Raw genomic sequence first — 25,150 nt, 5'->3', positions numbered from 1 at the left:
TTATCCTATTGCTGGTACTGTATCGGTTATCACCGCTAAAATTTCCCGTTTGACCTTATCCGCAACATCGCGCATGTCCGCACCTGCCGCAACCCTGAAATGATTGTTGAATGTCACGTTCATGGTGATATTCCTCACGCTGCTTCCACCTTTTCCACCAAGTCCCACGTCTTTCCCGGAAGTCCCCCCGGTTGAGGTTGTGACGGTGGTCGGTTTGTTGACTGCCGCTGGTGCGGTGTCCAGCTGGAACTTGTCAAGTCCGGGGACTTTGTCCTTGTTCCGCCAGCTTTCCCGTCCCTTTTCCTTGCCTTCTTCCCATGCCCGACCGACTGCCACAGCGTTGTCAAACACTTCTTTCTTTACCCGTTCAAATACGTCGTCAATGCTCCAGTCATCCCTGAACCAGTTAACCGGATTCAGAATTTCAATGATTCCCATTTGGATGGTATGAATCGTCTTGAAAAAGGAAAGAAAGCCCGTTTTAAGGACTTCCCACAGCCCGAACAGGAACACACGGACTCCTTCAAACTTGTTATAAAGGAAAGCCACGAAAGCGATGACAGCCGTTATGATTGCAACGATCCAGCCGATGACAGGGATACCCATGATAGCGACGGAAATCAGCCGGCTACCCACGATTGTAGACAATGCCATTTTAGCCATCGACGCAACCCAAACCCCGGCAATCTTTGTTATTCCAAGTGACATGATCTGCGAAATAGACCATGCGACAGTTCCGAGCGTGACAAGCGCGCCTACAAAGATTCCCACAACTTCAATGGCAGGGGCAATCGGTTCTACAAATTCAAAGAAACTGATCTTCAGGTCGTCGATAAACGCTTGCATACGTTTCTGCTTTTCGGCATAAGTATCCATTTGTTTATTTGCCATGTCGACCGCAGAAGTAGAACCCTGTATCGCTTCCGTCCATGTGTCAATTTGGTCTACACCCTCAATCAAAGCCATCGCTGAAGCAAGGTTTTCACTTCCGAACAACGCGGACATGATTGTAGCGTTGTGCATGACCGGAGTCAGGGCACGCAGTCGGTCAGTCAGTGAAAGGGACTGGTTTTGCATCGTTTTTATATTGACCCCGGCAGCTTTCAGTTGCTTGATCGCGTCCGTAGTCGGAGCCTGCAATTTGACTATCGTGTTACGCAAAGCGATACCGCCTTCTGAACCCTTTTTCCCCGATTTGTCAAGCAACTGGATCAGGGAGTTTGTTTCGGCAAATTCAACCCCGAATGTTTTTGCAACACTACCCGTTTGTTTCAATGCTTCCGCGACCTCCCTGATTTCGGCAGACCCTTCGACAGTTCCTGCCGCCATGATGTTCATATAGTCCGTCATAGTTTGTGCGGCTTTCATCGGATCATCGAGGGAAACCTTATACTGGTTCATGGCGGTGGACATGGCTGCAGACGCTCCGGGGACGTCATTTTGCATCGTTTTACTAAGTGTCATTACATTATTCGACATGATTTCGAGCGCGTCCGGTGCTTTTTTCAGTTCCGGAGTAATCTTTGAAAGCAAGTCCTTATAAACGACCATAGCATTTGACGCATCGACACCGAACGCTTTTGCCGTGTTACGGGCTTTGGTGGCGAGAACGTCCAGTTCCTTCCCCTCCATGTTGGTGATACCGGACATTTCGGCAACGGCAGTTTCAAACCGGACGCCCGGTTCGATGGCGTCGTTAAAGGAATCACGGATATTGTCAACACCTTCCTTCAGCTGGTTGAGAAAGAACATTCCCTTTCCCAGCCCTTCCAGTTTTCCGGCTGTTTTTCCCGATGTCTCCCCAAGACGTTCAACCACTTCCTCCGTGTCGTCGATTACCCGTGTAGCTTCTTCGGCTGCATCGGTTGCCGCATGTAGCGGAGACGTGATCCTGTCAACCAGTTCCAATATCCATTGAGTCACTTGCATTGTCTTTTGAGAATAATCGGTTTACAACTTTAGCGAATGCATTGTGCATTACTATTTCAAATTCTTCCAACTCCGTTTTCCGCAACATGCGGTATTCGGCATAGAGCCGGAGCCATTCATCTTCGTCCAGTTTGTCCGGGATGTCGAAGCCATATACTTTTTTCAGGATGGCATCTATTCCCTCGACAAGACCGAACGCTGATGAATATTCCTCTATGCTTTGCTGATAAAAGCCGCCTGTCCGGCAATCAGTTGTCCGATGGCGGTCAGGACTGAAGTATAGACGGTAGAATCTTCCAACGCCTCCATATTGCCAGCCGCCACGCAGTTCCGGATCAGAATGTCATTTGCTTCTTCAAGATCATCCTTTTTCTTTGCCATAGCCAGCAGGATGTTTTTTTTCGGGCGGACGATCAGGTAGTCGTAACGTTCATCCTCGTCCACCTGTACGGTGACATGCTTCAGGCGTTTTCCGTATTTCAGTTTCAGTTCCGTATGCTCTTCCTCTGTGAAATCGACAATCAAAGCCTTTTCCTCCGTTGTCAGTTCCTCGTAAGGCTTTCCAGCCTTGATTTTCATTTCTTCTTCTTTCATTTTAAAAGTCTTTTAAACGGTTATTAAACTACATTGCCACATTCCAGTCGATATGGCTGGGAAGAAGGGTGAATTGTGTGGCAATGCTTTTATCACCCTGTTTAACGTCCACGCCATTGTCCGTGAATTCGACGTTCCGGATTACGTCCTTCATGACAAGCCCTTTATACTCATACATGACCGGAATGTCGAACGGCTCGATATCCGTGAGACGCTTTCCCGAACCGAGTGTCAGTTGCAAGGCGTTCACTTCTTCTTTCAGAAGGGTGATCGATGCTTCAGCCTTGTAATTCCCCTCACCGCGACCGACAGGAAATTCACCGGCACCGTAGATGTTGTCTTTCTCTTTGCTGTCTTTGTAGGAAAGGGCTGTGATACCCTCTACCTGACGACCGAGCATGACAACCTTGACGCTGTTCCATCCGGCTATTTTTCCGAACTTGTTGATTAATGTTCCTAACAATGCCATATTTTCAGATTTTATTTGTGAAACCCAAGTCAATCTCAAACTCATGTACAATACCGTCTGCAACCAGTTTTACCTTGATATTGAAAGGCTTGTCGCTGACAGCCATCTGTTTGGGATTGATATAAATGTCGAAGTCTGCAATATCCTCCGAAGTTACCATAGTTTCCAGTGCGGATTTGACAAGCGCGTCCCAACTGCTGATCGTGGTATTACTGATATATCCGGTTGACGGGTCAGCTTTCACCTTACTTCTCACACGCGGTAACAAGGTATTGCGGATAATACGTGCCGCCTTGTTCCAAACAGCGTTATATTCAATATATGCATAGTCGCTGTCCGCTTCCGTACACGTACATGAATTGCTGAAAAAGAATCCGGCATACCCTTGAAAGCTGCCGACGAAGATATACCCTTGGTCAGTCAGTTTTTTCTGGTCGGATACGCTCAACTGTGAGAAGGGTTTGCCATTGCTCAAGGCTGCATCCAGCCAAAGCCCGTTCAGTTTGTCAGTCAATGGATAGTCCTTTGTCCCCTTTGCCGTCCGTGGGTGGTTTTCAATATCAACACTGCCCATATTTTCATGTACATAGCGGACAGACAGCATTCCGAGTGCGCTTCCTACGGCAGCGTGTGTCCGGTATGCTTCATCCTTTGCCGCCCGTGCCGGGTCTTGTGCAATCACGACAGAGACGTTTTCAGCATCCAACTTCCGGAGGTCGACAGCATCGGCAATGGCATTGATATACTTTCCGACACCTTCCAATATTACCGCATCGATATACAGGTGGTCTTCCCTGAATTTATTGACCATCTTCTGTGCCTCTTGTACGGCTACTGTGATTGTTTCGTCCGCAGTCAGTGAGCAGATACCGATGGTGTTTACTCCGTTGATGGTACGTACCGCATTGACGAAATCTTCCTTCGTCAGCAGGCTTGACACTTTTTCAGACTTCGGAACCAGCATAAGATACAGCGAACGTTCCGGAGACAGGCGGAAGACTTCGCTGGTATGGTAATGCACCAGTTCCTTGTTTTCAAGATCAATGGTATCATCCCAACCAAGTGCTTCCAAATCGGTAATGTCGTTGAGGTTTTCCGGCTTGTAATATTCAAGTTTTCCGATCTCCGATCCACCGACCACGAGCAAGATGATGCGGTCACTGGTATCGGTATCCCGTACCAGCCCGCCATTAACTTTGTTGATGATTACTCCTGTAAAATTTCCCATAAAATAATTCGTTATACGGATTTACCTGATAAAATTGCACCAACACCGAAATCTTCAATACGGTCTACAATACCGTAGGTTTGGGTACGATATTCGGATGTAGGACTCTTGCTGCGTGTATCGGTCGTTTCCGGACGATACAGGGATTTCACGGATTCGATGTGGTAATACGTATTCGGAGCATAGAAGAACGTGCTTGCCTGAAAGTCCGTTTCGGCAGACGGTTTTGTGCCTTCCGCCACCTTCTTGGCTGTTTCCGCATTATAGAACGGGCAGTCGTTATTCTCAAAGAACTTGATACCCATGAAGCCTTTCGGTTTTCCGGTTGCCGGATCAAGGTAGAAAGTACGGTCATAGAAGTACTTGGACGCATCCTTATCCAGCAACAAGTCACCCATGTGCAGGGGGGAAAGCACCATGTACAGGGCATCGGTAACGGGAAGGTTCCACGTCTTTGCGAGCGTTGCAAAATCGACCAGATCCTTATAAGACAGTCTCAAACGACCATTAATATCTTTCTCACCCGTTGTCCGGATAACAGGCATTTCTTCGTTTGAATCATCCTCCGGAGCCAGTTTGTGCAGCACATGGTTGCGGATACCGACCTGAAAGGCTTCATTGTGCTTCACACGGATAGCAGCGCGCTTGTCAAAAGCGAGATAACGGATTTCGTCATCCGTACAGGAACTGGGTTCCGTATCGTAGATTTCCCACGGTACGATATAATTCTTTCCGGTCATTTGCTTCGGCTCGAAATCTTCCGTGTTGTTTACGCGAAAACCGACATTGTTAATCAGTTTGTTTCTGCGTACACCGTCCGCAGCCAAAGCTCCGGCAGGAACAGAGCCTAAGACCTGCATGAAGTCCGCCCTGTAATTGCGACGTTCGATCAACAGTTGGGGATCGACGTACTTGTTCAAATAAAGACCGTCTACTGGTTGTGCCATATTCTTTTTTTTAAATGGTTAGTATTTTATTTTCCGTTACGCTTTATGTAGTCATTCAAAAGACGTTCGTATTCAGCCGGATTCTTCTCCATGATATTTTTCAAAGCCTCCGGATCGTTTTGAAGGTCTTCGAACTTTTTGTTTGTGGTATCCGTCAGACTGGGAGCATGAACTTCCGGCATTTCCACAGGCTTGATAGCGTCGAGCAGCTTCTTTGCGGTATCGAAATTGCTGGTCAGGTTCGCCTTCCAGTCGTCACGAACGTCGGCTGTGATTCTTTTTTCCTTGATCGCACTGTTCAGGATGTTTTCGATTTCCTGTTCCTTGCGTGCCTCCTCCTGTCTTTCGAGCATGTCGACGCGGTCTGCCTTACGCTTCCACACGTCTACCTGTGCGATGAATTGTGCTTCCGTGGTACTTGCGTCCATTCCGAAGCGGGTAGTCAACATTGTTAAATCCATGTCATTTTTTGATTTTTCGTTATTAATAGAGTCAGTAATCTCAATTTCACCTGTGTAACCGCAGTTGGTAATCATTTGTGCCATAGCCTTATCGACTTTTGCCTTGCCTGTAACTTCCGTCACAAAGCCGTTTTCCTTCGCTTCCTGCGCGCTCATCCAGTAGTCGCCCTTCTCCCAGGCGTCCCGGATTTTCTTCTTGTCCGTGCACTTTGACAGGAAGGCATTCAGATAGTGCTCATTCAGTTTGCGCATGACCTCCAAAGCCGATTCAATATCAGCGACTCTCCCGCATGCCCCTCCGCTGACCTGATGGATCATGAAAAGTCCGTTGGCAGGCATGGAGAACGATGTGCAATTGATAGCGATGTAGGTTGCCGCACTGGCTACCAGCGCACCGCCTTCACCCGTAATTTTGCCGGGAAACTTCTTGATCACGTTCACGATCTCGTTGGCTTCGAAGCATTCGCCACCGGGAGAGTTGATATAGATATGCACATCCTTGATTCCTGATCTTATCAGTTGCTCAATTTTGGAAGTGAATTCCGCTTCCGTCTCCCTCCATTTTGATATTGTGCCTTTGAGTTCAATCCGGGCACGTCCGTTTTCCGCTGTTGCAGTCAGATTCATTTTCGCGATATTTAAAATTTCATACTGCAAAATTGGAAAAGGAAAGGCGGGTACGGAAAAAGCGTTTTCATCTTGGAAAAAAAACAGTGTTAACAAGGACGTATTTTTTCCAACTTGGAAAGAATACGTTCCAACATGAAAAGCCGTTTTCCACAGGTGATGATGAAATATGACCTTTGCTGCGTAAACGAAAGGAAGCGATATGCCAAGCAAAGAATACTACCGTAAATTGAAGAAGGAAGCGCACGACCTTTATGTACGTGAAGGAATGACGTGCAAGGAGATTTCCACACGAATAAACGTGTCGGAAAGGTCTGTTTCAAGCTGGATTAATGAGAATGACGCACTTTGGAAAAAAGAGCGTCAGGCATCTGTTATTTCATCGCAAAAGCAGGGTGACAACCTGAAACAGATTATCAACATTCTTGCAGACCAAAAACTGGAGCTGCTGCGCATGATTGACGAAGCCATTGCGGAAGGTGACAGCGACAAGGTGCTCGAACTACGGAAACAGGCGGCTACGCTTGACAACAGTGTGGCGCAATGGGGAAACCAGCTCAAAGAGGTGGACAAAAAGAACCGGATTACGCTCGCTATTTACATTGATGTCATGAGCCGGATATTCGATGCGATGAAGGTGTACGATGCAGACCTTTATTTTAAAACACTGGACTTTCAGGAGAACCACCTTTATGAAGCCGCAAAAATGTTGGGATAATGAAAGTCGAAGATAGCAAAGCCCTCAAGGAGTATCAGGAGAAGTTAAAACGTGCGCGGTGCACGGGCAACCTGATTGATCCGGACGAATCGCTGACAGTTCGGATGAACCGCATACAGCGTGCGAAGCGGGATGTCAAGTATCTTGTCGAAACCTATCTTCCCCATTATGCGACCGCAGACTGTGCGGACTTTCAGATCGCTCATGCCAATAGGGTGATGAACGATCCAATTTATAAAGGATATGCCGAATGGGGACGCGGACTTGCAAAATCGGTATGGAACGATGTGATCATTCCCCTATGGTTATGGATTAACGGTGAGACGCATTATATGTGTATCGTTTCCGACACATTTGACCGCGCTTGTGACCTGCTGGAAGATTTACGTGCGGAATTCGAGGCAAACGAACTTTTGAAACACGACTTTGGCGAGCAGTATAATCCGGGATATTGGGAAAAGGGAAACTTCGTAACGATGAACGGCTTTATTTGCAAGGCGTTCGGTGCGAAGCAGAAGGTTCGCGGGCTTCGTAAAGGCGCACATCGTCCTGACCTGTGGATAATTGACGACTTGGAGACACCGCAGACCATCAAAAACAACCGGATGCAGGATGATTATGCGGACTGGATCGAAGCGGACGTGCTGGCAACCATGACGGGAAAGCGCAGACGTCTGATAGGTGCTAACAACCGTTTTGCATCCCGGATGGTACAGACGATTCTCAAACAACGGCATCCCGACTGGGACTGGCATCTGGTGAAGGCTTATGATCCGGTAACGTATGAACCAGCGTGGAAATCGATGTATTCCGCCCAGTTCTATCGTCAGCAGGAAAAAGACATGGGCATTCTCGCGGCACATGCGGAATATAACCACGTACCGCTTGTCAAGGGTAAAATATTCAAGCCCGAAATGGTGAAGTGGGGAAAGCTCCCTGACCTTCACACGATGAATGCGATCGTGGCACATTGGGACATTGCGTATGCCGGGACAGATACAAGTGACTTTAACGCATGTAAGATTTGGGGACGCCATAAAAATGATTTTTGGCTGATAGACGGATTCGTAAAGCAGTCAAAGATGAAACTCTGCGTACAATGGATGTGCATGAAGCAGGCTGAATTCAGGGCAAAGGGCATTATCTGTTTTTGGCAATATGAGAGTCAATTCTGGAATGATGAAGTTAAACGGAACATTGAGGAAGCTGAAGCGGAAACGGGGGTGGAGCTTAATTTGGTTCCAATACAAACTCCCAAAACGATGACCAAGTTGCTTCGTATGCTTTCCATGCACCCGTATTATCAGAACGGTCGTATGTATGTCAATGAACTGCTAAAGTCAAACCCTGACATAGCTGTCGGCTTAAAGCAATTGTATGCGGTTGAACCGGGTATGACAGAACATGACGACAGTCCGGATGCCGATGAACAGGCGGTGAAGAAACTTGAAATATACACTGATCCCCCACAATCAGAGGATGAACCCGCGTCACGACCGTGGAAAGCGGGAAGATATAAACGTAAATACACTTGGTAACTATGAAGTACATCAACATGGATGATTTGACAACCATCATACAGAATCGGTTGCTGATCGAAAGTATAGAGAAAGAAGAAGAGATACTGGCAGGGATTGAAGACCTTGTCATAAGTGAAGTGTGCGCCTATATCGGTGGTCGTTACGACGTGGGGAAAATATTTGGTGATCCTCCGATCCGGACAGGGTTGTTGGTACGTGTGGTCGCATGTATCACAGCCTGTCGTGCTGTCAGCCGGAATGCAACCCGTAAAGTTCCGGATTCCTTGTCGGGCTTGAACGATTGGGCGGACGGCATACTTGTCAAACTGCGCGACGGGATCATGACTTTGCCACAGGATATTCCCCCGGTAACGGATGAAGACGGGAACGTGCAATATCCCATATTATACGGGCACACGCGCAATGGTGGATGGTTTCTTTAAATAGTTTTTAAACCGCTTTTAAAAGGTATGTTATGTACAAGAAGTTAAGAGAAATATTCAACTGGTTTCAACAGAAGGCTATTCGTCGGATGAGCCTGAAGAATATACTCAATGAGTATTATTATCGAATGGACAGCAGTGGGTTGCCAACGTCAGGAACAATGTATAAAAGGCAGGCTGTTGTTTATCGGGAAAAGACCATTGACGACTGGATCATGTCAGTGACCGCAGCTACCGATCCGGATGATCCCAGGCGTGGTTTATTATACCGCTTTTTTCAGTCGTTATATAACGATGAACATTTGCAGACGACCATTGACAATCGCGTCTTACCTGTGCAACAGGCAAAATATAACCTTGTGGATGATAATGACAATGAAGATGAGGAAGCAAAAAAATTACTGGATCGTCCATGGTTTCACCAGCTTATCAGAATCTGTTTTCTGCATCAGTTACAGGGGGTATCGCTTGCCGATCTTTCCCACCTTGATGATAATTTGGAAATTAGCCATGTCGAAGAAATTCCCATGTCAAATTACATTCCACAACAACAAATCATCATCAGGGAGGAATCAGACCAGACTGGATGGTCGTACAAAGACGGTGCGCTTGAACCGTACTATGTACAATTCGGGAATCCGTGGTCGCTGGGGATGCTCAACGAACTGGCGGTCATCATTCTTGCCAAGAAATTAGGATTGGGGGCATGGATGAATTATATCGAAAAATATGGTGTTCCGCCCGTCTTTGTTACTTCAGACAGAATGGATAAAAAGCGGATGGACGAATTATTCGAAATGATGACGGACTTCAGGAATAATTTCTTTGCTGTGCTGCAAGGAAACGAAACGGTCGAGTATGGGAAAGAAGCCGGGGGAAATACAACCAATGCTTTTTTACCGTTAGAGGAACGATGTGACAACCAGATCAGTAAACGTTTGCTGGGTCAGACGGGAACAACTGAAAACGGTGCGTGGGAAGGTACGGCAGAAGTACATGAACGTGTTGAAAAATCGCGGCACGAATATGATAAAATGTTGTTCCAGTTTTATTTCAATTACATTATCATTCCCAAACTGGTAAAGATCAGCCCGGTATACAAACCGCTTGAAAGGCTGAAACTGAAGTGGGACGACACGGAAAGTTTGTCTATCACGGAATACATCGAAGCAATCAACAAGCTGGCTTATACCTTTGAGTTTGACCATGAAGAAGTTGCTAAAAAAACAGGTTTGCCGATCATTGGTCAAAAGAAAAATCCCGGTGGTGAGCAGCAGGGAGGAACATTGCCGAATCAGCCCCAAACAGACCCTCAAAAAAAAAAGACCGAACCGGACGATGAAACGGTAACGTCGCCTGTCATGGAAGCCGGGGAGTATGATTTCAGCAGTATCATCGGAAGAGTGATGAAACAGGTTTACGAACGTAAAGTTAAGACAGGGAATATTGACGGGGAATTATTCAGAAAGACATACGAGGAACTGAATAAGAAGGCGGCTGAAGGATGGGGAGAAGACGACTATAATGATCCGGAACAGGCGGAAGAACCTCAACGGATACGTGACAACTTGTTCAAGTTCTCCGGAGCGAAGACGTATCAGGAAATTAAGGAGATGAATGATGCCCTTTATGATGATAAGGGGAAAAAACTTTCTTATGAGGACTTCCGGGAAAAAGTAATGGCAATTCATAAAGACTATAATGAAAATTACCTTCGCACGGAATTTGAAACGGCAGAAACAAGCGGCAGACGCGCCAGTGAATGGCAGGAATTCAAGGAGAATGCGGATATAATGCCTAACCTGAAGTATGTGACTGCCGGGGATGAACGGGTAAGAGAATCACATAGGATACTGGATGGTGTCGTAAAACCTATTAACGATCCGTTTTGGCTGCAGAACTACCCGCCCAACGGATATCGGTGCAGGTGTTATGTCGAACAAACGGACGAACCGGAAACACCTGCTACGCCTATTGTGACGATACCGGATGCTTTTGCGAATAACGTAGGTCAATCCGGTGAGATATTCACGGTTGCACATCCTTATTTTTCAATGCCGGACAATGACCTGATAAAAATCAGGAAAGAGACGGAGCGGAATAAAATATACGCCCCTTATCATCGTGATCCGGAATCGAAAGTGATGATCAGCGACTTTGCTGATCCGAAAGACTTGGCAAAGAATGTGGAAAGCGCACGGGTAATTTCAAAGGAACTGAAGATGAAAGTAAAAATCCGCCCGCACATCAACGAGGACGGGGTAAAGAACCCGGAATATTTGATTGACGAAAAGCTGGCAGACCTGAAAAATATTCAGGGGCTGGGCGGTATAAAACACGGGCTTGACAGTTCGAAAAAACAGCAGTGCGAATATACTGTATTCAATTTGAGCGCTTTTGACACTGTCGAACCGGAAATGCTGAAAAACAAACTGAACGGCATATACAAACTGTATGGCGAAAAGTATGCCGGGCAGCGGATGGTGTTCATTTATAAGAGAAAAGCCGTGAAAGTGTCATGGCAAGACGTGGTGGACGGAAAAGCAACCGACCTTCTTAAAGAACTTCAGGAGCAGTAGCCGAAACTACCACTCCTGAAGGGAGCTCTTGACCTGTTACAGCCGCGAACATTGCAAATATACAATTTTATTTTGAAATGCAAATGGAAAGAACTGAATTACCTGATTTTTTTAAAGAATTATCCACACTGGTAGAAGATGCGCACCGCTACGCGAAAGTTGCGGGTGTGAACTTCTTCAAGCAGAATTTTCGCAGGCAGGGGTTTCTTGATACATCACTGACACCGTGGGCTAAAAGGTCACTCGCAATCGGTTCGGATCGTGGCGTATTGATACAAAGCGGGAAGCTCCGTGACAGCATACATGCGGTCAGCCGTGGAATAGACCGTATCATTTATCAGACCGATCCGCTGGCTTATGCCAAGATCCACAATGAAGGCGGGTACATTGTCGTAACGGAGCGAATGAAACGTTATTTTTGGTATTTGTACATGAAGTCGACCGGATCAATGCAAAAGAGGAAAAATGGCGAATTACGGCAAAATAAAGCCAATGAGCGGCTGTCTACAATGGCTTCTTTTTACAAAAGTATGGCACTTAAAAAAGTAGGCAGCAGGATAAGAATCCCCAAACGTCAGTATATGGGTGAGTCCGCTACGTTTATGAAGCAACTCGATACATGGATCGCATCGGAGATTGACAAACGATTCTCGAATATTTAATCTATATAGTTATGATTTGGACAGACTGCTACAAAGAACTGGTTGAAATAATACGGAGCAAAGATGAGTTCCTCGCATCTATCCCGGATGAGTATTCCGAGCTAAGGGAACGGATGGAAAATACACCGGGGATTGAACATATAGACATGTGGCATGAACAGGTTAGTTTTCTCGATGAAGAACATCCCTTTTCGTCCCCGGCTGTATTCATTGAATTTAATACGCTGGGTATTGAGGATGAAGGGTTACTCGTTCAGCGGCTTCACACGCAGATTGATTTCCGGCTGTTTTACGAAACTTTTTCCGATACCTACGAAGGTGCGGCTATGCAGGAAGAGGCGTTGTCCTTTCTTGACCTGTTGACATTGCTGGGGATGATGTTACACGGAAAATCGGGAAAGAACTTCGGCACGCTCCGACGTACCCATGTCGGACGGGAAGAGTCGGGGGGTGCGGGAAACCTGTACCGGATCAGCTTTGAATGTGAAATCATGGATTACACCACAATGGAACTTGCAAGCCATGCCGACATGAAAGACCGTGAAATGAAAATTAGCAATGGGGACTTACCGGAGAAAACGGAAGACGAAGAACCGCTGTATCATCTATGATGCAACGGTTAAAAACCAAGACTAAGTTGATTTGTATCGTTCTTTTTTGAATCGGGCTTTTTGCCCTCTTTTAATTGTTCGTAATATGATAAATTCTCCGATATATAAAAAATCCGTTTGTAGATGTAGTTCTGATCAAGAAAGAACAGGTCATGACTCATACGCAAAAGAACATCCTCCAAACGGATGCGCTTTTTATCATAGAGAAGATAGAACGTTTCTACCATCTTCCGGTCACGTATTTTGGTCATTTCAGGATTCCGCATAAGAAAGCACTATTATAAGCGCAAATATACGGATTTTCAGTGATTTGTCAAAATTGAATATAAGCCTGTGGGGGAAAGGCTATAAAAAAGCCCCCAGCCTGTTAGTAAAGACGCCAATCACATACTAACAAAATGCGAGCAGACGCACAGCCGGGGGCAAAAACCCTTGCTGCGTCTACTCGCATTTTTGTTTTATGTGATTGGCATTGCAAAGATAATCAAATTTGTATTATTATTATAAACATTCATTTTAAAAGAGTATGAGCATGTTGAAAGAAGAAATTGCGGGTATGACTACCGGATATACAGTAAATGCACCACAATGGGTGACTACGTTCACAAAAGCACCAGAGTTTAAGTCCTTTTATAAGACCGTCTCCGGAAATGAAGGAAATAAATGCAATTACCCGACACGTTTAGACCTCTACGGCTGTGGATGCTTTCACGACTGTTCTTATTGTTATGCAAAGTCACTCCTTAATTTCAGGGGACTATGGCATCCTGATAATCCATCTGTTTCCCGGACGGACAAAGTGGGGAGGAAGATCTGCAAATTAGAGCGGGGAACAGTTGTGCGTTTGGGTGGAATGACTGACTGTTTCCAACCTTGTGAGGCTGTTTACAGGGAAACCTATAAAGCAATTCAGAACCTGAACCGACAAGGGGTACATTACCTTATCGTGACAAAGTCCTCAATGGTAGCAGATGACATATATATCCGGTTGATGGATAGAAAACTGGCGCATATACAAATATCTGTGACTTCTACGGATGACACTCTTTCACGTACATTTGAAAAGGCGTGTCCGCCATCTGCACGGATTAAAGCTATTGAGAAGCTGCAGGAGCAAGGATTTGATGTCTCTGTCAGGTTATCACCATTTATCCCTCAATTTATTGATTTTAGGGTTCTGAACAGTATCAGATGTGATAAGATTCTGGTGGAGTTCTTGCGGGTAAACACATGGGTGAAGCAATGGTTTGATATTGACTATTCCGAATACACCCTGAAGCATGCAGGGTATAATCATTTGCAGTTGGAGCGAAAAATCGAATATCTAAATAAGATTTCAGGATGCAGGAAGATTTCAGTTTGTGAGGACGTGGATAGTCATTTTCAGTACTGGAAGAAGAATGTAAACTACAGCCCGAATGATTGCTGTAATTTGAGAATATAAAATTAAGCCGCGCAAAGATTTTTTCTTGCGCGGCTTTTCTCGAACGGATAATCATTTGTAGAATATGTATTTTTCTTCGCAATAAATGCAATGATTTTCTTTGCAATACTTCTCAACTGCCTTGCGCGTTTTAAAGTCTTTTACTTTTCCGTCTTTCGATTGAATATGCCCCACATTAAAGTCTTCATCTATCTTTAGGGGAACAAACCTTGTTTGGTATTAAATCGTTTCATGTTTATAGTTATTCTTTTTCCATTAATTTTAAAATCCTGTTGAACTCATCACGGCTCATATTGGTAGGTACAAAAGATGCTTTTACCTCTTCAAACGGACGAAGAGAATGTTTTAATGTTTCTTGAGCTTCCTCCCTTGCTTTTTGGGCACACATTTCAATATATTCTTCATCTGTCATATTATAATCACTAACAGTATCTATCACCGTTGAGAATCGGCATAAAAGCCCATTCTTTTGTCTTGCAATAAAGCTCATCTATTTTGTTTTACTTAAAATTACCACTCTACTTTATATACGCCATTCCAATTCTCATCTATAGAGAAACGTATTTTATATCCGACTTTTATTAGTATATGTCGTACATACGAAGACAGATTTATGAATGTGTGCGAATGTTCTCCACGTTCTTTCGCCTCTTCGATTATTGCTACTACTTCTGCTATATATAACATTCTATTCCTTTCCGTATTGTTATTAGTCAATTATCAAAATTTCACGATATGCAATGTCTATCTCATTCGTCTTCTCATTCTCATTGAAACAATAGCAAAGAAACCATTTCAACGCACCTTCATTCTCATATTGTGCTTTCCACATTTTACCATTATAGAGAGCTGACGGTCGAGAACAAGTATAATCCATGAGTATTTCAAAATCAAGTCTACTCATCACTGCATGAGTATCATCAATTAGTATCAAGTAAGTTGGCGGCTGTTGCCAACACATCCCATAAGGATGCGTCATAGGTGGAATAATATTATCTTTATTCATTATTATCTTGTTATACGTTATTTTTCTCCTTGTCAAATTCAGCTAAAAACATCTGTAATCCTACCCCCATTGAGCACACACCATCGAACAACTTATACATCAATTCCGGCTCTTCTTCCCAAATTTGATAGACTATTACTTTTTTTCCTGCTCCTTTCATCCATCCTGCCTCCGAATGTGCAGAGCGTCCACAAGGCAATACAAGAACACAAACATCTGCCCATTGCATTGCATCAAAATCAGATTTGAAACCAGCCTGTGCAATGGGATGTTCAAGCGCAGCCCTATATTGGTCTGTACTCCAATTCCGCCAATCTTCATCAATCTGTGACCACTGAAATCCAGTTTTTCCAGCAGGATGCCTAAAATCGTAAACCTCATGTCCCTGCTCGCGAAGGAAACTAACTACTTGTGGTTGATGTTGATTTCTCCAACTACTTGCTACATAAATCTTTGCCATATTCTTATTCCTTTCTAAATTAAATATTATCAAAAGCCGATCTTTCCCGGCTGTTATCCCTTTATTTTAAAACTCCACAATAAGCCAAAACCGATAAGGAGGTAAATATACCTATTACTGATACTAAATATAGAATCAGTAGATCCTCTAAGCTATTATCTTTTTTCATATCCAATTTAATCTTCTACTATTTTATCATCTGTTAGCAAACGTTTCATTGCCCGGTCTCTTTCCGCTTTTGAAGGATAATTGTCCCCATACCTTTTCCAACTATCCGGATTTATATCGCTTTTAAAAGTGATATGCGGCTGGGGGTAATCATGGCGACGCAGGATTGTATAGCCGGCTTTGCACAGTTTTCTTTGATCTTTTGCATTCATCTTTTTGCTAATTAGAATTAAACTTGATTCTGGCATAACGATAGAATCGTATATAACCAAACTGGTAGGAAGGGTGCTCCGTATTATCCGATATGGTAATTTGTACATTATAACCTTTTATTCGTAAGAAACGGGCAGCAATTTCCTCAATAGTGTATGTTTTTATATATATATCCCAATCACTAACGACCAATATCGTTTTCACATTCCCACTTTTCAGAATCCTTTTAAAATTTCTGATAGTGCGTATTATCTCCTTCTTCTTGTTCATACTTTAGTTTTATCCTCTTTTAAAATAGTTTTATAGGCTTCTTCCATCCGTTCAATCTCCTCCACACATGCCAGCCATCCGGGAAAACCTCCGATGTTTTTGTCATCGATATAGCAATGGGCATATATCTTTTTCCCGCCTTCCCCATATTTAGCGACATTTTCAGGATCATGGTCATTTACACGGTCGAATGGTATTTTGCGTTCCAACAGCCAGTTGATGGCATTCAATAACTGATCACCAGTACGGCATGTCCAAATAATGATTTTATGTCCTTCATCATGTAATTTCCGGAGCGATTCACCAGCGTATGGTTGCTCCCCGTCAATAGCCGGGAATCTCCCCCGGCTAATGGTTCCGTCAAAGTCAACTGCTATAATCATAATCTACAGAATGAAGGTTCAATACGACGCCATACTCCGTTCTCGTCACGCTTATGGAAATAGTAATTAGTTGCAGTTTTATACACGACATTACTTTCTTTAAACAGTTGCATGATAGAGGCATATTCTTCATCAAAACGTGACTCCAATTCATATAATTTGCTGATAGACTTATAGTCCAAATCCCCCTGACGGTTACGTTCGAGAAGCGTCATCGCCATTTGATACATCGGATCATCGACTCCTTTTTCCGAATGGGCTATATAATTCTTCAGGTAGTCAATCAGCCTTTCGGCAGCGAGATCGGCACGTTCATCAAAACTTTTCACCTTGTTGCTTTTTACCTCCAGTTTGAAGTTCCCGTCTACTACTGAAAAAGTGGCGGTTTCTTCACCCTGACGCATACGGAGCTGACCGTATTCACGCATCACGTTACGGAAAGCCTTGCTTTCACCCACAATCCAATCATAAAAGCCCTGAACATCATTCACTACTGGCATGAGTTTACTTTCCACATCGAACATGAACTGATGTCTCAACGCTTCGTAGGTTTCCTTCCGCTGAATGGACTCTGTTTTTTCTTCCTCTTTCAGTTTACGCAACAGTTCCGCCTTTTCTTCTTTTGACAATTTACTAATATCCATACTATTAACTTTTAAATGATTAATTACAATTTGATTTTATATACTTCTTTCAGTTCCCGTTCCTTGTTTTCCGCTTCGATATAAAGCGATGACCTTTGGTCTACCAACTTCGCAAACTCGTTACGATTCATATTTCCGGCATACAATTTTTCGTGTATGGCATCCAGCTCACCGGGAATCTTGTCAAGCCGATCCAGTAATTCATTAATCCGGTTTATCCGGTGTTGTTCCGCACTAATATCCGCCATCTTCTTTCTTTTTTAATATTGACTCCAGCTTCGGTATCAACAGGAGAAGTTCTTCCCCGTCCAGTTCGCGAAACTTCTTTCCTGCTATCCGGGTATCAAGGCAAAACGCATTCACCGCTCCCCAGTCCGTTGTGTCGATTCCGATCCGCTGCACTCTCTTCAGGACAGCCGATCTGCGTCTCCTTATTTCCCGTTCGGTGATGGTTAGATCCTGGTTTTCTTTTTTCGCACCGTTCAAATAACCGCAGAGATACATTGCCTCGCTGTATGTCAACTCTTTTGTGGTATTTGTCCGTCCGTCTGTCAGGTCTAGCAGGATAGCCCGCTTTTGTTCGTCATCAATGCCTTGTGCGCTGTATATGATATGCAGGCGTTTGATAAGGCTCTTACTGATAGGTTTCTTCGTCTTCTGTTCCATCATTATCGCTTTTAATATTTTCAATCCAATATTTTTGATACCCTTCCGCCCATACTATGTAATATCCGCGTGAACCTCCTTTGCCACGTCCGATAAATGTTGCCTTGAAATGTTCCACGTAGATTCTTTTAAAGCTGTCACGTTTCACGTCATAGGCTGTTTTTCCTTCCACCTCGCGCCCGTCCACATGCGAGATGAAGACAAATATCTTTCGCGGATACTTCTTGCGCAGGCGGATTATTTCGGGGGCTTTCGCTCCCCCTTGCTGCTCGAAGTATTGTATGGAGTCTATCATTATCACGTCCGGGCTGCGTTGCTTTGAGAGGTATTCGTCCAGTTCTGTGATGGTGGCTTCATCCGAATAGATTATATTATTCGTTTTACTATGAATGCCGACACTAAGAACGGAATTCACGAAGTCGTCGCACGCGCCCATTTCAAGTGTTAAATAAAGAACCCGGAGCCCCATTTCATCAAATTTGCGTGCCAGCTGCAGAGCGAAAGAACTTTTTCCTTGTCCCGACTTTCCGTAAATGATCCAGCAACCGGATTTTTCCGGACGACCGAATGCCAGATACCATTCACCGTCAAAATCAATATATTCATGTCGGATGTCTTCTAGGTTCTTCTGACTCCAAACTTTCATGCCAGTTCTCCACGCTCGATTTGTTGTTTGATTATACGGTCTTCGATCATGCCGGACAGTTCACGCAAATCATCGGTAAACCAAACATATTTTCCCGGCACAGGCTCTTTTTTCTCTTTATTCAACTTTCCCCAAATGTTTTCCTGTTCCTCCGTATCATTGATCCCGTTTGCCGCGCAAATGGCTTTGACATCCTTCTTTGTGGCTCCCAGTAATGCGATGTAGTTCCGGCAAAATCTGCCGTCTATTTCGTCGTATCCTTCTACACGACCGACATAACGCTTTATATTGCGTTCCAGCGTCTCCGTTCCGGCTACGATAGCCCCCAAACGGTGTAAAGTATCATCATATAGAGGTATCAACGTACAAAGGGCACTGTGCGCCAGTTTTCCGGCATCATCAAGGATTAACAAAGGGGATTTTCCAGCCATGCGGTTTATGTGTGAAACAACCAAGTCCATAAGGTCATCGTTATCCATATAGCGCGTTACCGTTTCCCCCATGCATGTGGCTAACTTGGTCAGGAATTTACGTGCCGTCCACTTCCGGCATTTCAGATATATGACTGAATTATCAGTACTCATGTTATAAAGGTCTATGAGGGATTGAGTCTTCCCACTGCCGGATCGGGAAGATATGCACATCCATTTGTGATTCCGTTTGGCTGCCACGAACGCGGTGCGTACCTGCTGGTAACTGGTGACGCTTTCCACTACATTCCAGGCGTTTTCGTAGTAATTAAGACCGGAAGCGATCTTTTCAGCGATAGAGTCTTCGTTAGCTCCATACTTGCCGCTTCTGAATTGGGACATGGCGGTATCCGATATTCCACATTTACGCGCCAACTCCGTTGCAGATGATCCGCGATTGATTAACTTCTCTATGTACGTTTTTAATGCTTGATTATCCATGTTGTATATCTTTTAAATTGTTTTTAAATCATCTTGAAAAATTCATGTCCAGCGGGTTGTAATCGTAATCTTCATCATCCGTTCCGGTGGAAGCCATTGCTACACTTTGCCGGGTGATATGTTGGGTCACTTCCATGAAATCCGCGTCCGTGGCGTCATCCCTCATTTTCGACCGGACATCCTTGTGCTGTCCCAAGCTGTCGGTTATCAGGTAGCGGTCAAGAACCGTTCCTGCAGCTATTTCGGGGATACGTTGGCAAATGGTGGTGATTCTCCTGTCTACCTCTTTCACTTTCTCCTTCACCGTTTCCACCATTTCAGTGTTGAACCTGTCGACACGTGCCCGGTATTCAAAATGTTCCGGTTTCTGATCAGCCAAAGCCATCGGAACTTTGATATCACGTTGCAGTACGTATTGCAATGTCCCGATCTCTTTGTCAACACGACCGGACTTCAGGCGTTTTGCGTTCGATACAAGCACCTGACTCATATCGTCCGGGTCAAAGCGTACTATCCAGTCTTCGTTGTAATGGTCGCGGAGGGAAAGGTCGAAGCTGTCGAAGCAGATTCGTTCACCCATGAACTCGATAAACAGTCCCGAACCTGTGATCTTGTTTGTGCGTCCGGTGGTTTCCCCCATGAGCATCAGATATTCCTCAATCCCGAAAGGCATTTTGCGGGCTTCTTCGGTACGTTCCCATGCAGCGCGGTAAGCATCTATCTTCTTTGCCCGTTCCTGCGCTATTATAGCCTCTAATTGCGCAATAACGGTGGCTTCATCCGGGATGAACTTGTGATTCTGGTTTAATACTTCCAAATTAGGCTGGTTATCTTTGTCGGCAGTGATACCGAAGCCCGACCAGTTCGCCTGTTTTTGGCAGTATTCCACGTTCAGCCGTTTGAAATAGGGTTCTACAATTTTGGACTTTGCATTTCCCAAAGCGGCTGGTGTATAGTACTTGGTCATGGCTTCATAGAAGGGAACCATCACCTTCTTTTGATAATTGTCGCTTTGTAGCTGTAAAGGCTTATAGCGTTCCCCAAATAGCTCTTTGGTATGTTGTACCGCATTTCGTAATGCTTCACGAATAAGAGCGGGTGATTCATGGTCGCCAATGGCATACCCTACCGGATATTTTTCACATGCGTCAAGTACGACTACCATCGTTTTCCGGTTGGTATAAGTGGTGTACATATATCTCTTTTCCTCACCGTTTTTCTTTACCGTTTTGGGAGTCTTTTTCTGGTAGAACAGTTCCGCATCCCATCCGTCCAGCGTCCAGTAAGTAAGTGCTTGTGTCGGGGCTTCGCGGTGTATCTGTTTCATGCGTGTGTTCTTCAGAGCTTTGTCTCCCTTGTTTCCCGCCATTGTTGTGAGAGCAAATTTTTGTCTCCAGTTCTCAACGGTGGTAGGACTATCGATCGGTTTCCAATCCATCAGGGAAGCCACCTTGTTGTATTCTTCCATGATTTGAACATTATTCAGATTGTTATGCATACTGATTAATTTATGCATCACTGCCTTTGCGTCCTCGTTCAGTACGACTGCCGCGTATTTGTTGCCATACGATTTATGGATGACACTGCGATAGCCTTCTTCCTCACTGATCCGTCGTGCCGCTTCATATTGCTCGCATTTACGTTTCAAAGCCTTCCAGTTCTTCGGCAGGTTATGAGGAAAAATATCACGCCCGTTCGGGTCTTTCAGTGTCAGAAGATCATTGCTCAACTTACAGAGCTTTTCCCAAACGTTGATGCGCGTACCACCACCGCCTATCGAGTTGGCTTTACGACCATCGCGAAGGGAGAGGAGCGCGTTCATGATGCGCACATTAAGGGTATATTCGTCAATCTTCGCGGGGGGAAGCTTCTTGTCACCGTCATAGCGGTATTTCACACTGAAAAACTCGTAGGCGGCATTGCTGTAGACAATCGCATCTTCCAGTATGGATTTCTGTGTTTTAGCGGCAATTTCTGCACGGGGATCACCTTTACGTACAATGTACCCTTTCTTTACGTCCTTTCTCATGGTTTCAAAATCTACTAGGGCAGGACATCCGGGAATACCACGACGGAGTACGATAAGTTGCCCGTTCCTCACCATCGAATAGTATGTTCCTTCAGGAATGAACCCATCTTCACTCCCAACTTGCGTTTTGGGATTGAAGATGATTAATTCATTCGCAAACACGCAAATCCGATTATTAAATATCTCAGCCATAATAATTATACTATTAACTTTAGCGCAAGTCCCGGCACTGCCCCAGGATTGTAGCTGCTTCCCCTCTTTTCACCTGTTCCCATTGAAAACCTGTCCTAACACCATTAAATAATACCATGACAAATTCAATCTGAAACCATGAGTCTGTGTTATCCCGAAATACGGGGAAGTTCCTTGCTTGCATACTTGTTTTACTCTTCGTCCTTTTCCGAACGGAATTCCCTTTCAAGAATGGTCACTATCGTGAAACAGGCAATAACAAAAGCCGCCTGCACATTAGAGGCAGACACCTCAATCCCGTCAACCAATGAAACGGTAGTTATTATCCCGACCGCTATCAACACATTCTGAATCACTCTAAATGTTTTCATATACTATATCGTTTTTCTTGTTCTACATTCATGTTTCTAAAAAGGCTATTCCTATTCATCACGAACCGGAATAGTTTTGCTACATTTGTAGCCAATATGGAAAATATTTAATTTAAATAAACCGTTATGATGTTTTTCGATGATTTGGAATCTAAACTTGCATCAGACCAAACAATATGCAAGAGTATACTCCGAGATGTAAAATGTCCTGTTCATAAGCTAAAGGCACGTATCATCTATGATTACGACAAAGACTTCACTTATGCCCATATTACGAAATGCTGTTGTCCTCAATTTGCCCAAATAGTGGCGGATACGATCCGTAAAACAGAGACTATTGATGTAGTAGTAATTGACGACTGTGAATATACTCGCTGAATTGGACAACTTTCTCACTGAAACCCGGCACGTGTCACCAACCATGAATAGTTTCTTCTTGAATCTGGCATGGTTGCCGAGGCGTAGCACATCATCTGCTGTTAAGTTATCACCCATGACAATGGCTTGAAAAATAATGCGATCTATACGTTTCAAAATCTTATTCTTTTGCATTGCAGATTTTTATTTATTGCTTATTACTCTTGTTACATTTCCGTGAGAATCCAAAACCTTCACTTTTGATGGTTCATTACCTTCAGTATATTTAATTCCACCATTTTCTTGTGCCATTCTACGAATAGCTTCTGCATTCTTTCCATTCCGTTTGAAACGGAGTATTTGACTAAGATTTGCGAGAGATATTCCAAATGTTTCTGCAATCATCTTTCGTTTTTCGGTGTCTCTTAATTCAATTATTTGTTTCATACCTTTTTATTTTAGAGTAATTATTCATACATTTGAGCGCTGTTAATCTGTAACACGCTGCAAATATAATAGAGATATTTCAATTATGAAAGAAAACATGAGAGATTTTTCAGTATTAAAGCAGAGAATTCTGCAATATTTAGATTTTAAAGGGATTACAAAGTATGAATGTTATAAAAATACAGGCATAACCAATGGCGTGTTGAGTCAACCAAATGGAATGTCTGAAGATAATTTATTGAAATTTCTCTCATATTATAGCGATATCTCTACGGATTGGTTGCTTGCTGGATGTGGTTCAATGTTGCGTGATGACAATCAAACGAAAATTTCTAAAATCGTTCCAATAGAGTCGGAATTTGAGTCAATCCCTATCGTTGATATATCTGTAGCTGCAGGTTATGGATGTGAAAATCCTGATTTTATAGAAGTCGTGGAGACTATTAGGCTTCCTTACAATATGCTACGTAGGAATAGAAAATATTTCTGTGTTAAAGTACGAGGAGAAAGTATGTCTCCGACATTATTAGACTGTTCATATCTCATTTTAAGATTATTGGATCGAAGTGAATGGAATGAGATTAAAGACAATCATGTATATGTGGTAAGCGACAGAAGTGGACGTGCTTACGTGAAACGCATAAAAAATAGATTCCGTGAACATGGTTTTATAGTTTGTACCTCTGATAATGTTGATAAAGCTAATTACCCAAACTTTAATTTGATGGAAGATGAGATTAATACTATACTATATGTGGAATGGTATTTAAGCGCAAAGATGCCTAATATTAACGCGACGTATTATGATAAAGTAAACCATTTAGAAGACGATGTGGATGCTTTGAAAAGTCAAATGTCCCTACTTATGAAAAGGTTAACTTAATATTAAACATTATATTTTATTATAAATCATTGTTTTTTAGCATATTACCAAAAATATCTGTATTCCTAAAAGTTGTATTATAGGGTATAACTCAATGCATATACCAGTATTATAGGGTAAAACTCAATAATAAAAACACTTCTTTTTTAATGGGTGTTTAATGGGTGATATTCACATTTTGTCTCTATTTTCTAATGGGTGTTTAAAGGGTGCTGACATGGGTATAGGCTATTTTAACAATAAATTATATCTTTTCCATAAGTCTGTATTTATCACGAAATAAACAAAAATACATCCTATTTTCTTCATTTATTTCGTATATTTGCAATTAGAAAAACTTCCATATAGCAACTATATAGAAGTTTTTAGTATTACAAATATCTAAAAGTAAAGTCATGGCTAAAGAGACTAAGGTTATACATGTTCATCTCATTTTCAAAAAAACAAGCCGTTTTTTTGGTTCTATATCAGCAATCTATTCTGAATTTACTGCTGAAGAAATAGGTATTACGGAAGAAACCCTACGTCACAAAGGGTTGTCCGATGGTGTTTCCTTCGCTACTAAAAAAGCGATCATACAACAAGGAGTGCTTATTCGAAGCGCACGAAAATAGCATTTTAAGCCGCTGTAATGTATTTCTATATCTAAATTAATAAAGGCTATACACCCATCTAAATGGAGCGTATAGCCTTTGTTTTAAGCCTAAAAACAGAAGCAACATACAGTCTTTCCTTCGCCTTTTCAATCTGTCTCTCATTGTTTCCCTATTTACAGCACAGTCCACCGGAATGAATATAGAAGCAACGGAAGCAAAATAGAAGGAACGGAACTTTTTGTTTTCTTCCCAAATATATTGCGTGACATTCGTCAATCACCGATGTACAGGCGGTTTCACGTACTTCACCTTACATTTCATTCATGCCACATTTAAAGATACAAAATCTTTAGGTAATAACAAAGCCCCAGCTTGTGAAAGTTGGGGCTTTGTGCTTAAAAAAAAGAAGGTGCGCATTTTGACACACCTCCTTACATCGTTTTGCTTTCTCTAAAAGTGGTGCCACCAGCAACCGAAAGTCGGTTTGTATGGCACTATTTCTCAATAAGTTATATCTTTATCACGATGTTAGTCCCTTGAATAAGGTTTTCACAGCTTTGCACCGTTCGACATCAGTTTGTATCTTGGGTACGATTTCTGAGTGCAAAGATACAACTAATATTAGAATTTCAAATATTATCCTTTTATTTGTTCTCTAAAAGACTTACCTATATCC

At 43.4% G+C, this 25,150-nt stretch carries 33 protein-coding genes; 9 read left to right on the top strand and 24 right to left on the bottom strand.

Annotated elements, in window-relative coordinates; genetic code table 11:
• The 6 genes from BHV72_RS15490 to BHV72_RS15465 form a co-directional block, all read right to left on the bottom strand.
• Complete coding sequence (locus BHV72_RS15490) at positions 1–1,929, bottom strand: phage tail tape measure protein (RefSeq protein ID WP_008766325.1); 1,929 nt, start codon at positions 1,927–1,929, stop codon at positions 1–3.
• 213 nt (positions 1,930–2,142) lie between these two features.
• Positions 2,143–2,523, bottom strand: a complete 381-nt coding sequence (locus BHV72_RS15485; RefSeq protein ID WP_008766324.1) for a hypothetical protein — start codon at positions 2,521–2,523, stop codon at positions 2,143–2,145.
• 28 nt (positions 2,524–2,551) lie between these two features.
• Positions 2,552–2,992 carry a hypothetical protein gene (locus BHV72_RS15480; protein ID WP_008766323.1) on the bottom strand — a complete coding sequence of 147 codons (441 nt, stop codon included), beginning with the start codon at positions 2,990–2,992 and terminating at the stop codon, positions 2,552–2,554.
• Between the two features lie 4 nt (positions 2,993–2,996).
• Positions 2,997–4,220, bottom strand: coding sequence for a DUF2586 family protein (locus BHV72_RS15475; protein WP_008766322.1), 1,224 nt, complete (start codon positions 4,218–4,220; stop codon positions 2,997–2,999).
• An 11-nt stretch (positions 4,221–4,231) separates the two neighbouring features.
• A complete protein-coding gene (locus tag BHV72_RS15470) occupies positions 4,232–5,167 on the bottom strand; it encodes a hypothetical protein (RefSeq protein WP_004308935.1) in 936 nt (311 codons plus the stop codon).
• A gap of 26 nt (positions 5,168–5,193) precedes the next feature.
• On the bottom strand, positions 5,194–6,255 hold the full coding sequence (locus BHV72_RS15465) for a Clp protease ClpP (protein WP_008766321.1): 1,062 nt from the start codon (positions 6,253–6,255) through the stop codon (positions 5,194–5,196).
• A 202-nt stretch (positions 6,256–6,457) separates the two neighbouring features.
• Here BHV72_RS15465 and BHV72_RS15460 point away from each other — a divergent pair, with 202 nt between their 5' ends.
• The 6 genes from BHV72_RS15460 (at position 6,458) to BHV72_RS15435 (ending at position 12,788) form a co-directional block, all read left to right on the top strand.
• Positions 6,458–6,973 (top strand): DUF1804 family protein, encoded by a 516-nt coding sequence (locus BHV72_RS15460; RefSeq protein WP_004303263.1) that lies wholly within the window; start codon positions 6,458–6,460, stop codon positions 6,971–6,973.
• The gene (locus BHV72_RS15455; RefSeq protein WP_055256005.1) at positions 6,973–8,511 is read left to right on the top strand and encodes a hypothetical protein; all 1,539 of its coding nucleotides are present in this window, start codon (positions 6,973–6,975) and stop codon (positions 8,509–8,511) included. Before BHV72_RS15460 ends, BHV72_RS15455 begins: the two co-directional genes overlap by 1 nt.
• Before the next feature lie 2 nt (positions 8,512–8,513).
• The gene (locus tag BHV72_RS15450) at positions 8,514–8,936 is read left to right on the top strand and encodes a hypothetical protein (protein WP_008766319.1); all 423 of its coding nucleotides are present in this window, start codon (positions 8,514–8,516) and stop codon (positions 8,934–8,936) included.
• Between the two features lie 32 nt (positions 8,937–8,968).
• Positions 8,969–11,515: a phage portal protein family protein gene (locus BHV72_RS15445; protein WP_008766318.1), complete on the top strand. Its 2,547-nt coding sequence runs from the start codon at positions 8,969–8,971 to the stop codon at positions 11,513–11,515.
• Between the two features lie 83 nt (positions 11,516–11,598).
• A complete protein-coding gene (locus BHV72_RS15440; RefSeq protein ID WP_008766317.1) occupies positions 11,599–12,177 on the top strand; it encodes a phage virion morphogenesis protein in 579 nt (192 codons plus the stop codon).
• Between the two features lie 11 nt (positions 12,178–12,188).
• Positions 12,189–12,788, top strand: coding sequence for a hypothetical protein (locus BHV72_RS15435; RefSeq protein WP_008766316.1), 600 nt, complete (start codon positions 12,189–12,191; stop codon positions 12,786–12,788).
• 8 nt (positions 12,789–12,796) lie between these two features.
• Here BHV72_RS15435 and BHV72_RS15430 read toward each other — a convergent pair whose 3' ends face one another.
• The gene (locus BHV72_RS15430; protein WP_008766315.1) at positions 12,797–13,054 is read right to left on the bottom strand and encodes a hypothetical protein; all 258 of its coding nucleotides are present in this window, start codon (positions 13,052–13,054) and stop codon (positions 12,797–12,799) included.
• Between the two features lie 266 nt (positions 13,055–13,320).
• Between BHV72_RS15430 and BHV72_RS15425 the strand changes: the two genes are divergently transcribed.
• Positions 13,321–14,232, top strand: a complete 912-nt coding sequence (locus BHV72_RS15425; RefSeq protein ID WP_171035995.1) for an SPL family radical SAM protein — start codon at positions 13,321–13,323, stop codon at positions 14,230–14,232.
• 241 nt (positions 14,233–14,473) lie between these two features.
• Here the strand turns inward: BHV72_RS15425 and BHV72_RS15420 are convergent, their stop codons facing one another.
• The 17 genes from BHV72_RS15420 to BHV72_RS15340 all read right to left on the bottom strand — a co-directional run bounded on the left by BHV72_RS15420 (position 14,474) and on the right by BHV72_RS15340 (position 22,995).
• Positions 14,474–14,722 (bottom strand): hypothetical protein, encoded by a 249-nt coding sequence (locus tag BHV72_RS15420; RefSeq protein WP_008766312.1) that lies wholly within the window; start codon positions 14,720–14,722, stop codon positions 14,474–14,476.
• 20 nt (positions 14,723–14,742) lie between these two features.
• Positions 14,743–14,919, bottom strand: a complete 177-nt coding sequence (locus tag BHV72_RS15415) for a hypothetical protein (RefSeq protein WP_008766311.1) — start codon at positions 14,917–14,919, stop codon at positions 14,743–14,745.
• A 22-nt stretch (positions 14,920–14,941) separates the two neighbouring features.
• A complete protein-coding gene (locus tag BHV72_RS15410; RefSeq protein ID WP_032841071.1) occupies positions 14,942–15,238 on the bottom strand; it encodes a hypothetical protein in 297 nt (98 codons plus the stop codon).
• A gap of 10 nt (positions 15,239–15,248) precedes the next feature.
• Positions 15,249–15,698 (bottom strand): hypothetical protein, encoded by a 450-nt coding sequence (locus BHV72_RS15405; RefSeq protein ID WP_008766309.1) that lies wholly within the window; start codon positions 15,696–15,698, stop codon positions 15,249–15,251.
• A gap of 176 nt (positions 15,699–15,874) precedes the next feature.
• On the bottom strand, positions 15,875–16,078 hold the full coding sequence (locus tag BHV72_RS15400; protein ID WP_004303279.1) for a hypothetical protein: 204 nt from the start codon (positions 16,076–16,078) through the stop codon (positions 15,875–15,877).
• Between the two features lie 7 nt (positions 16,079–16,085).
• Positions 16,086–16,349, bottom strand: coding sequence for a hypothetical protein (locus BHV72_RS15395; protein WP_008766308.1), 264 nt, complete (start codon positions 16,347–16,349; stop codon positions 16,086–16,088).
• Entirely contained in the window at positions 16,346–16,732 is a 387-nt protein-coding gene (locus BHV72_RS15390; protein ID WP_008766307.1) for a hypothetical protein, read from the bottom strand. Before BHV72_RS15390 ends, BHV72_RS15395 begins: the two co-directional genes overlap by 4 nt.
• Entirely contained in the window at positions 16,729–17,376 is a 648-nt protein-coding gene (locus BHV72_RS15385) for a DUF3164 family protein (RefSeq protein ID WP_008766306.1), read from the bottom strand. The genes BHV72_RS15390 and BHV72_RS15385 overlap by 4 nt, the downstream gene beginning before the upstream one ends.
• Before the next feature lie 23 nt (positions 17,377–17,399).
• Positions 17,400–17,624, bottom strand: coding sequence for a hypothetical protein (locus BHV72_RS15380; RefSeq protein ID WP_008766305.1), 225 nt, complete (start codon positions 17,622–17,624; stop codon positions 17,400–17,402).
• Positions 17,611–18,045: a hypothetical protein gene (locus BHV72_RS15375; protein WP_032841070.1), complete on the bottom strand. Its 435-nt coding sequence runs from the start codon at positions 18,043–18,045 to the stop codon at positions 17,611–17,613. The genes BHV72_RS15380 and BHV72_RS15375 overlap by 14 nt, the downstream gene beginning before the upstream one ends.
• Positions 18,011–18,688 carry an ATP-binding protein gene (locus BHV72_RS15370; protein ID WP_008766303.1) on the bottom strand — a complete coding sequence of 226 codons (678 nt, stop codon included), beginning with the start codon at positions 18,686–18,688 and terminating at the stop codon, positions 18,011–18,013. Before BHV72_RS15370 ends, BHV72_RS15375 begins: the two co-directional genes overlap by 35 nt.
• Positions 18,685–19,599, bottom strand: a complete 915-nt coding sequence (locus BHV72_RS15365) for an AAA family ATPase (RefSeq protein WP_008766302.1) — start codon at positions 19,597–19,599, stop codon at positions 18,685–18,687. The genes BHV72_RS15370 and BHV72_RS15365 overlap by 4 nt, the downstream gene beginning before the upstream one ends.
• 28 nt (positions 19,600–19,627) lie before the next feature.
• On the bottom strand, positions 19,628–21,820 hold the full coding sequence (locus tag BHV72_RS15360; protein WP_008766301.1) for a hypothetical protein: 2,193 nt from the start codon (positions 21,818–21,820) through the stop codon (positions 19,628–19,630).
• A 19-nt stretch (positions 21,821–21,839) separates the two neighbouring features.
• Entirely contained in the window at positions 21,840–22,004 is a 165-nt protein-coding gene (locus BHV72_RS15355; RefSeq protein WP_008766300.1) for a hypothetical protein, read from the bottom strand.
• 7 nt (positions 22,005–22,011) lie between these two features.
• On the bottom strand, positions 22,012–22,191 hold the full coding sequence (locus tag BHV72_RS15350) for a hypothetical protein (protein WP_004310117.1): 180 nt from the start codon (positions 22,189–22,191) through the stop codon (positions 22,012–22,014).
• A 219-nt stretch (positions 22,192–22,410) separates the two neighbouring features.
• Positions 22,411–22,725, bottom strand: a complete 315-nt coding sequence (locus BHV72_RS15345; RefSeq protein ID WP_138337142.1) for a hypothetical protein — start codon at positions 22,723–22,725, stop codon at positions 22,411–22,413.
• Between the two features lie 27 nt (positions 22,726–22,752).
• A complete protein-coding gene (locus tag BHV72_RS15340; protein WP_008766298.1) occupies positions 22,753–22,995 on the bottom strand; it encodes a hypothetical protein in 243 nt (80 codons plus the stop codon).
• An 85-nt stretch (positions 22,996–23,080) separates the two neighbouring features.
• Here BHV72_RS15340 and BHV72_RS15335 point away from each other — a divergent pair, with 85 nt between their 5' ends.
• Entirely contained in the window at positions 23,081–23,878 is a 798-nt protein-coding gene (locus BHV72_RS15335) for a S24 family peptidase (protein ID WP_055256001.1), read from the top strand.
• Positions 23,879–24,273: 395 nt separating this feature from the next.
• Positions 24,274–24,492, top strand: coding sequence for a hypothetical protein (locus BHV72_RS15330; RefSeq protein WP_007765896.1), 219 nt, complete (start codon positions 24,274–24,276; stop codon positions 24,490–24,492).
• Positions 24,493–25,150: the final 658 nt, after the last annotated feature.

It is taken from the genome of Bacteroides sp. 43_46, from assembly GCF_001915455.1.
GTDB lineage: Bacteria > Bacteroidota > Bacteroidia > Bacteroidales > Bacteroidaceae > Bacteroides > Bacteroides caccae.
This window is presented reverse-complemented; position numbering and strand designations above follow the sequence as displayed.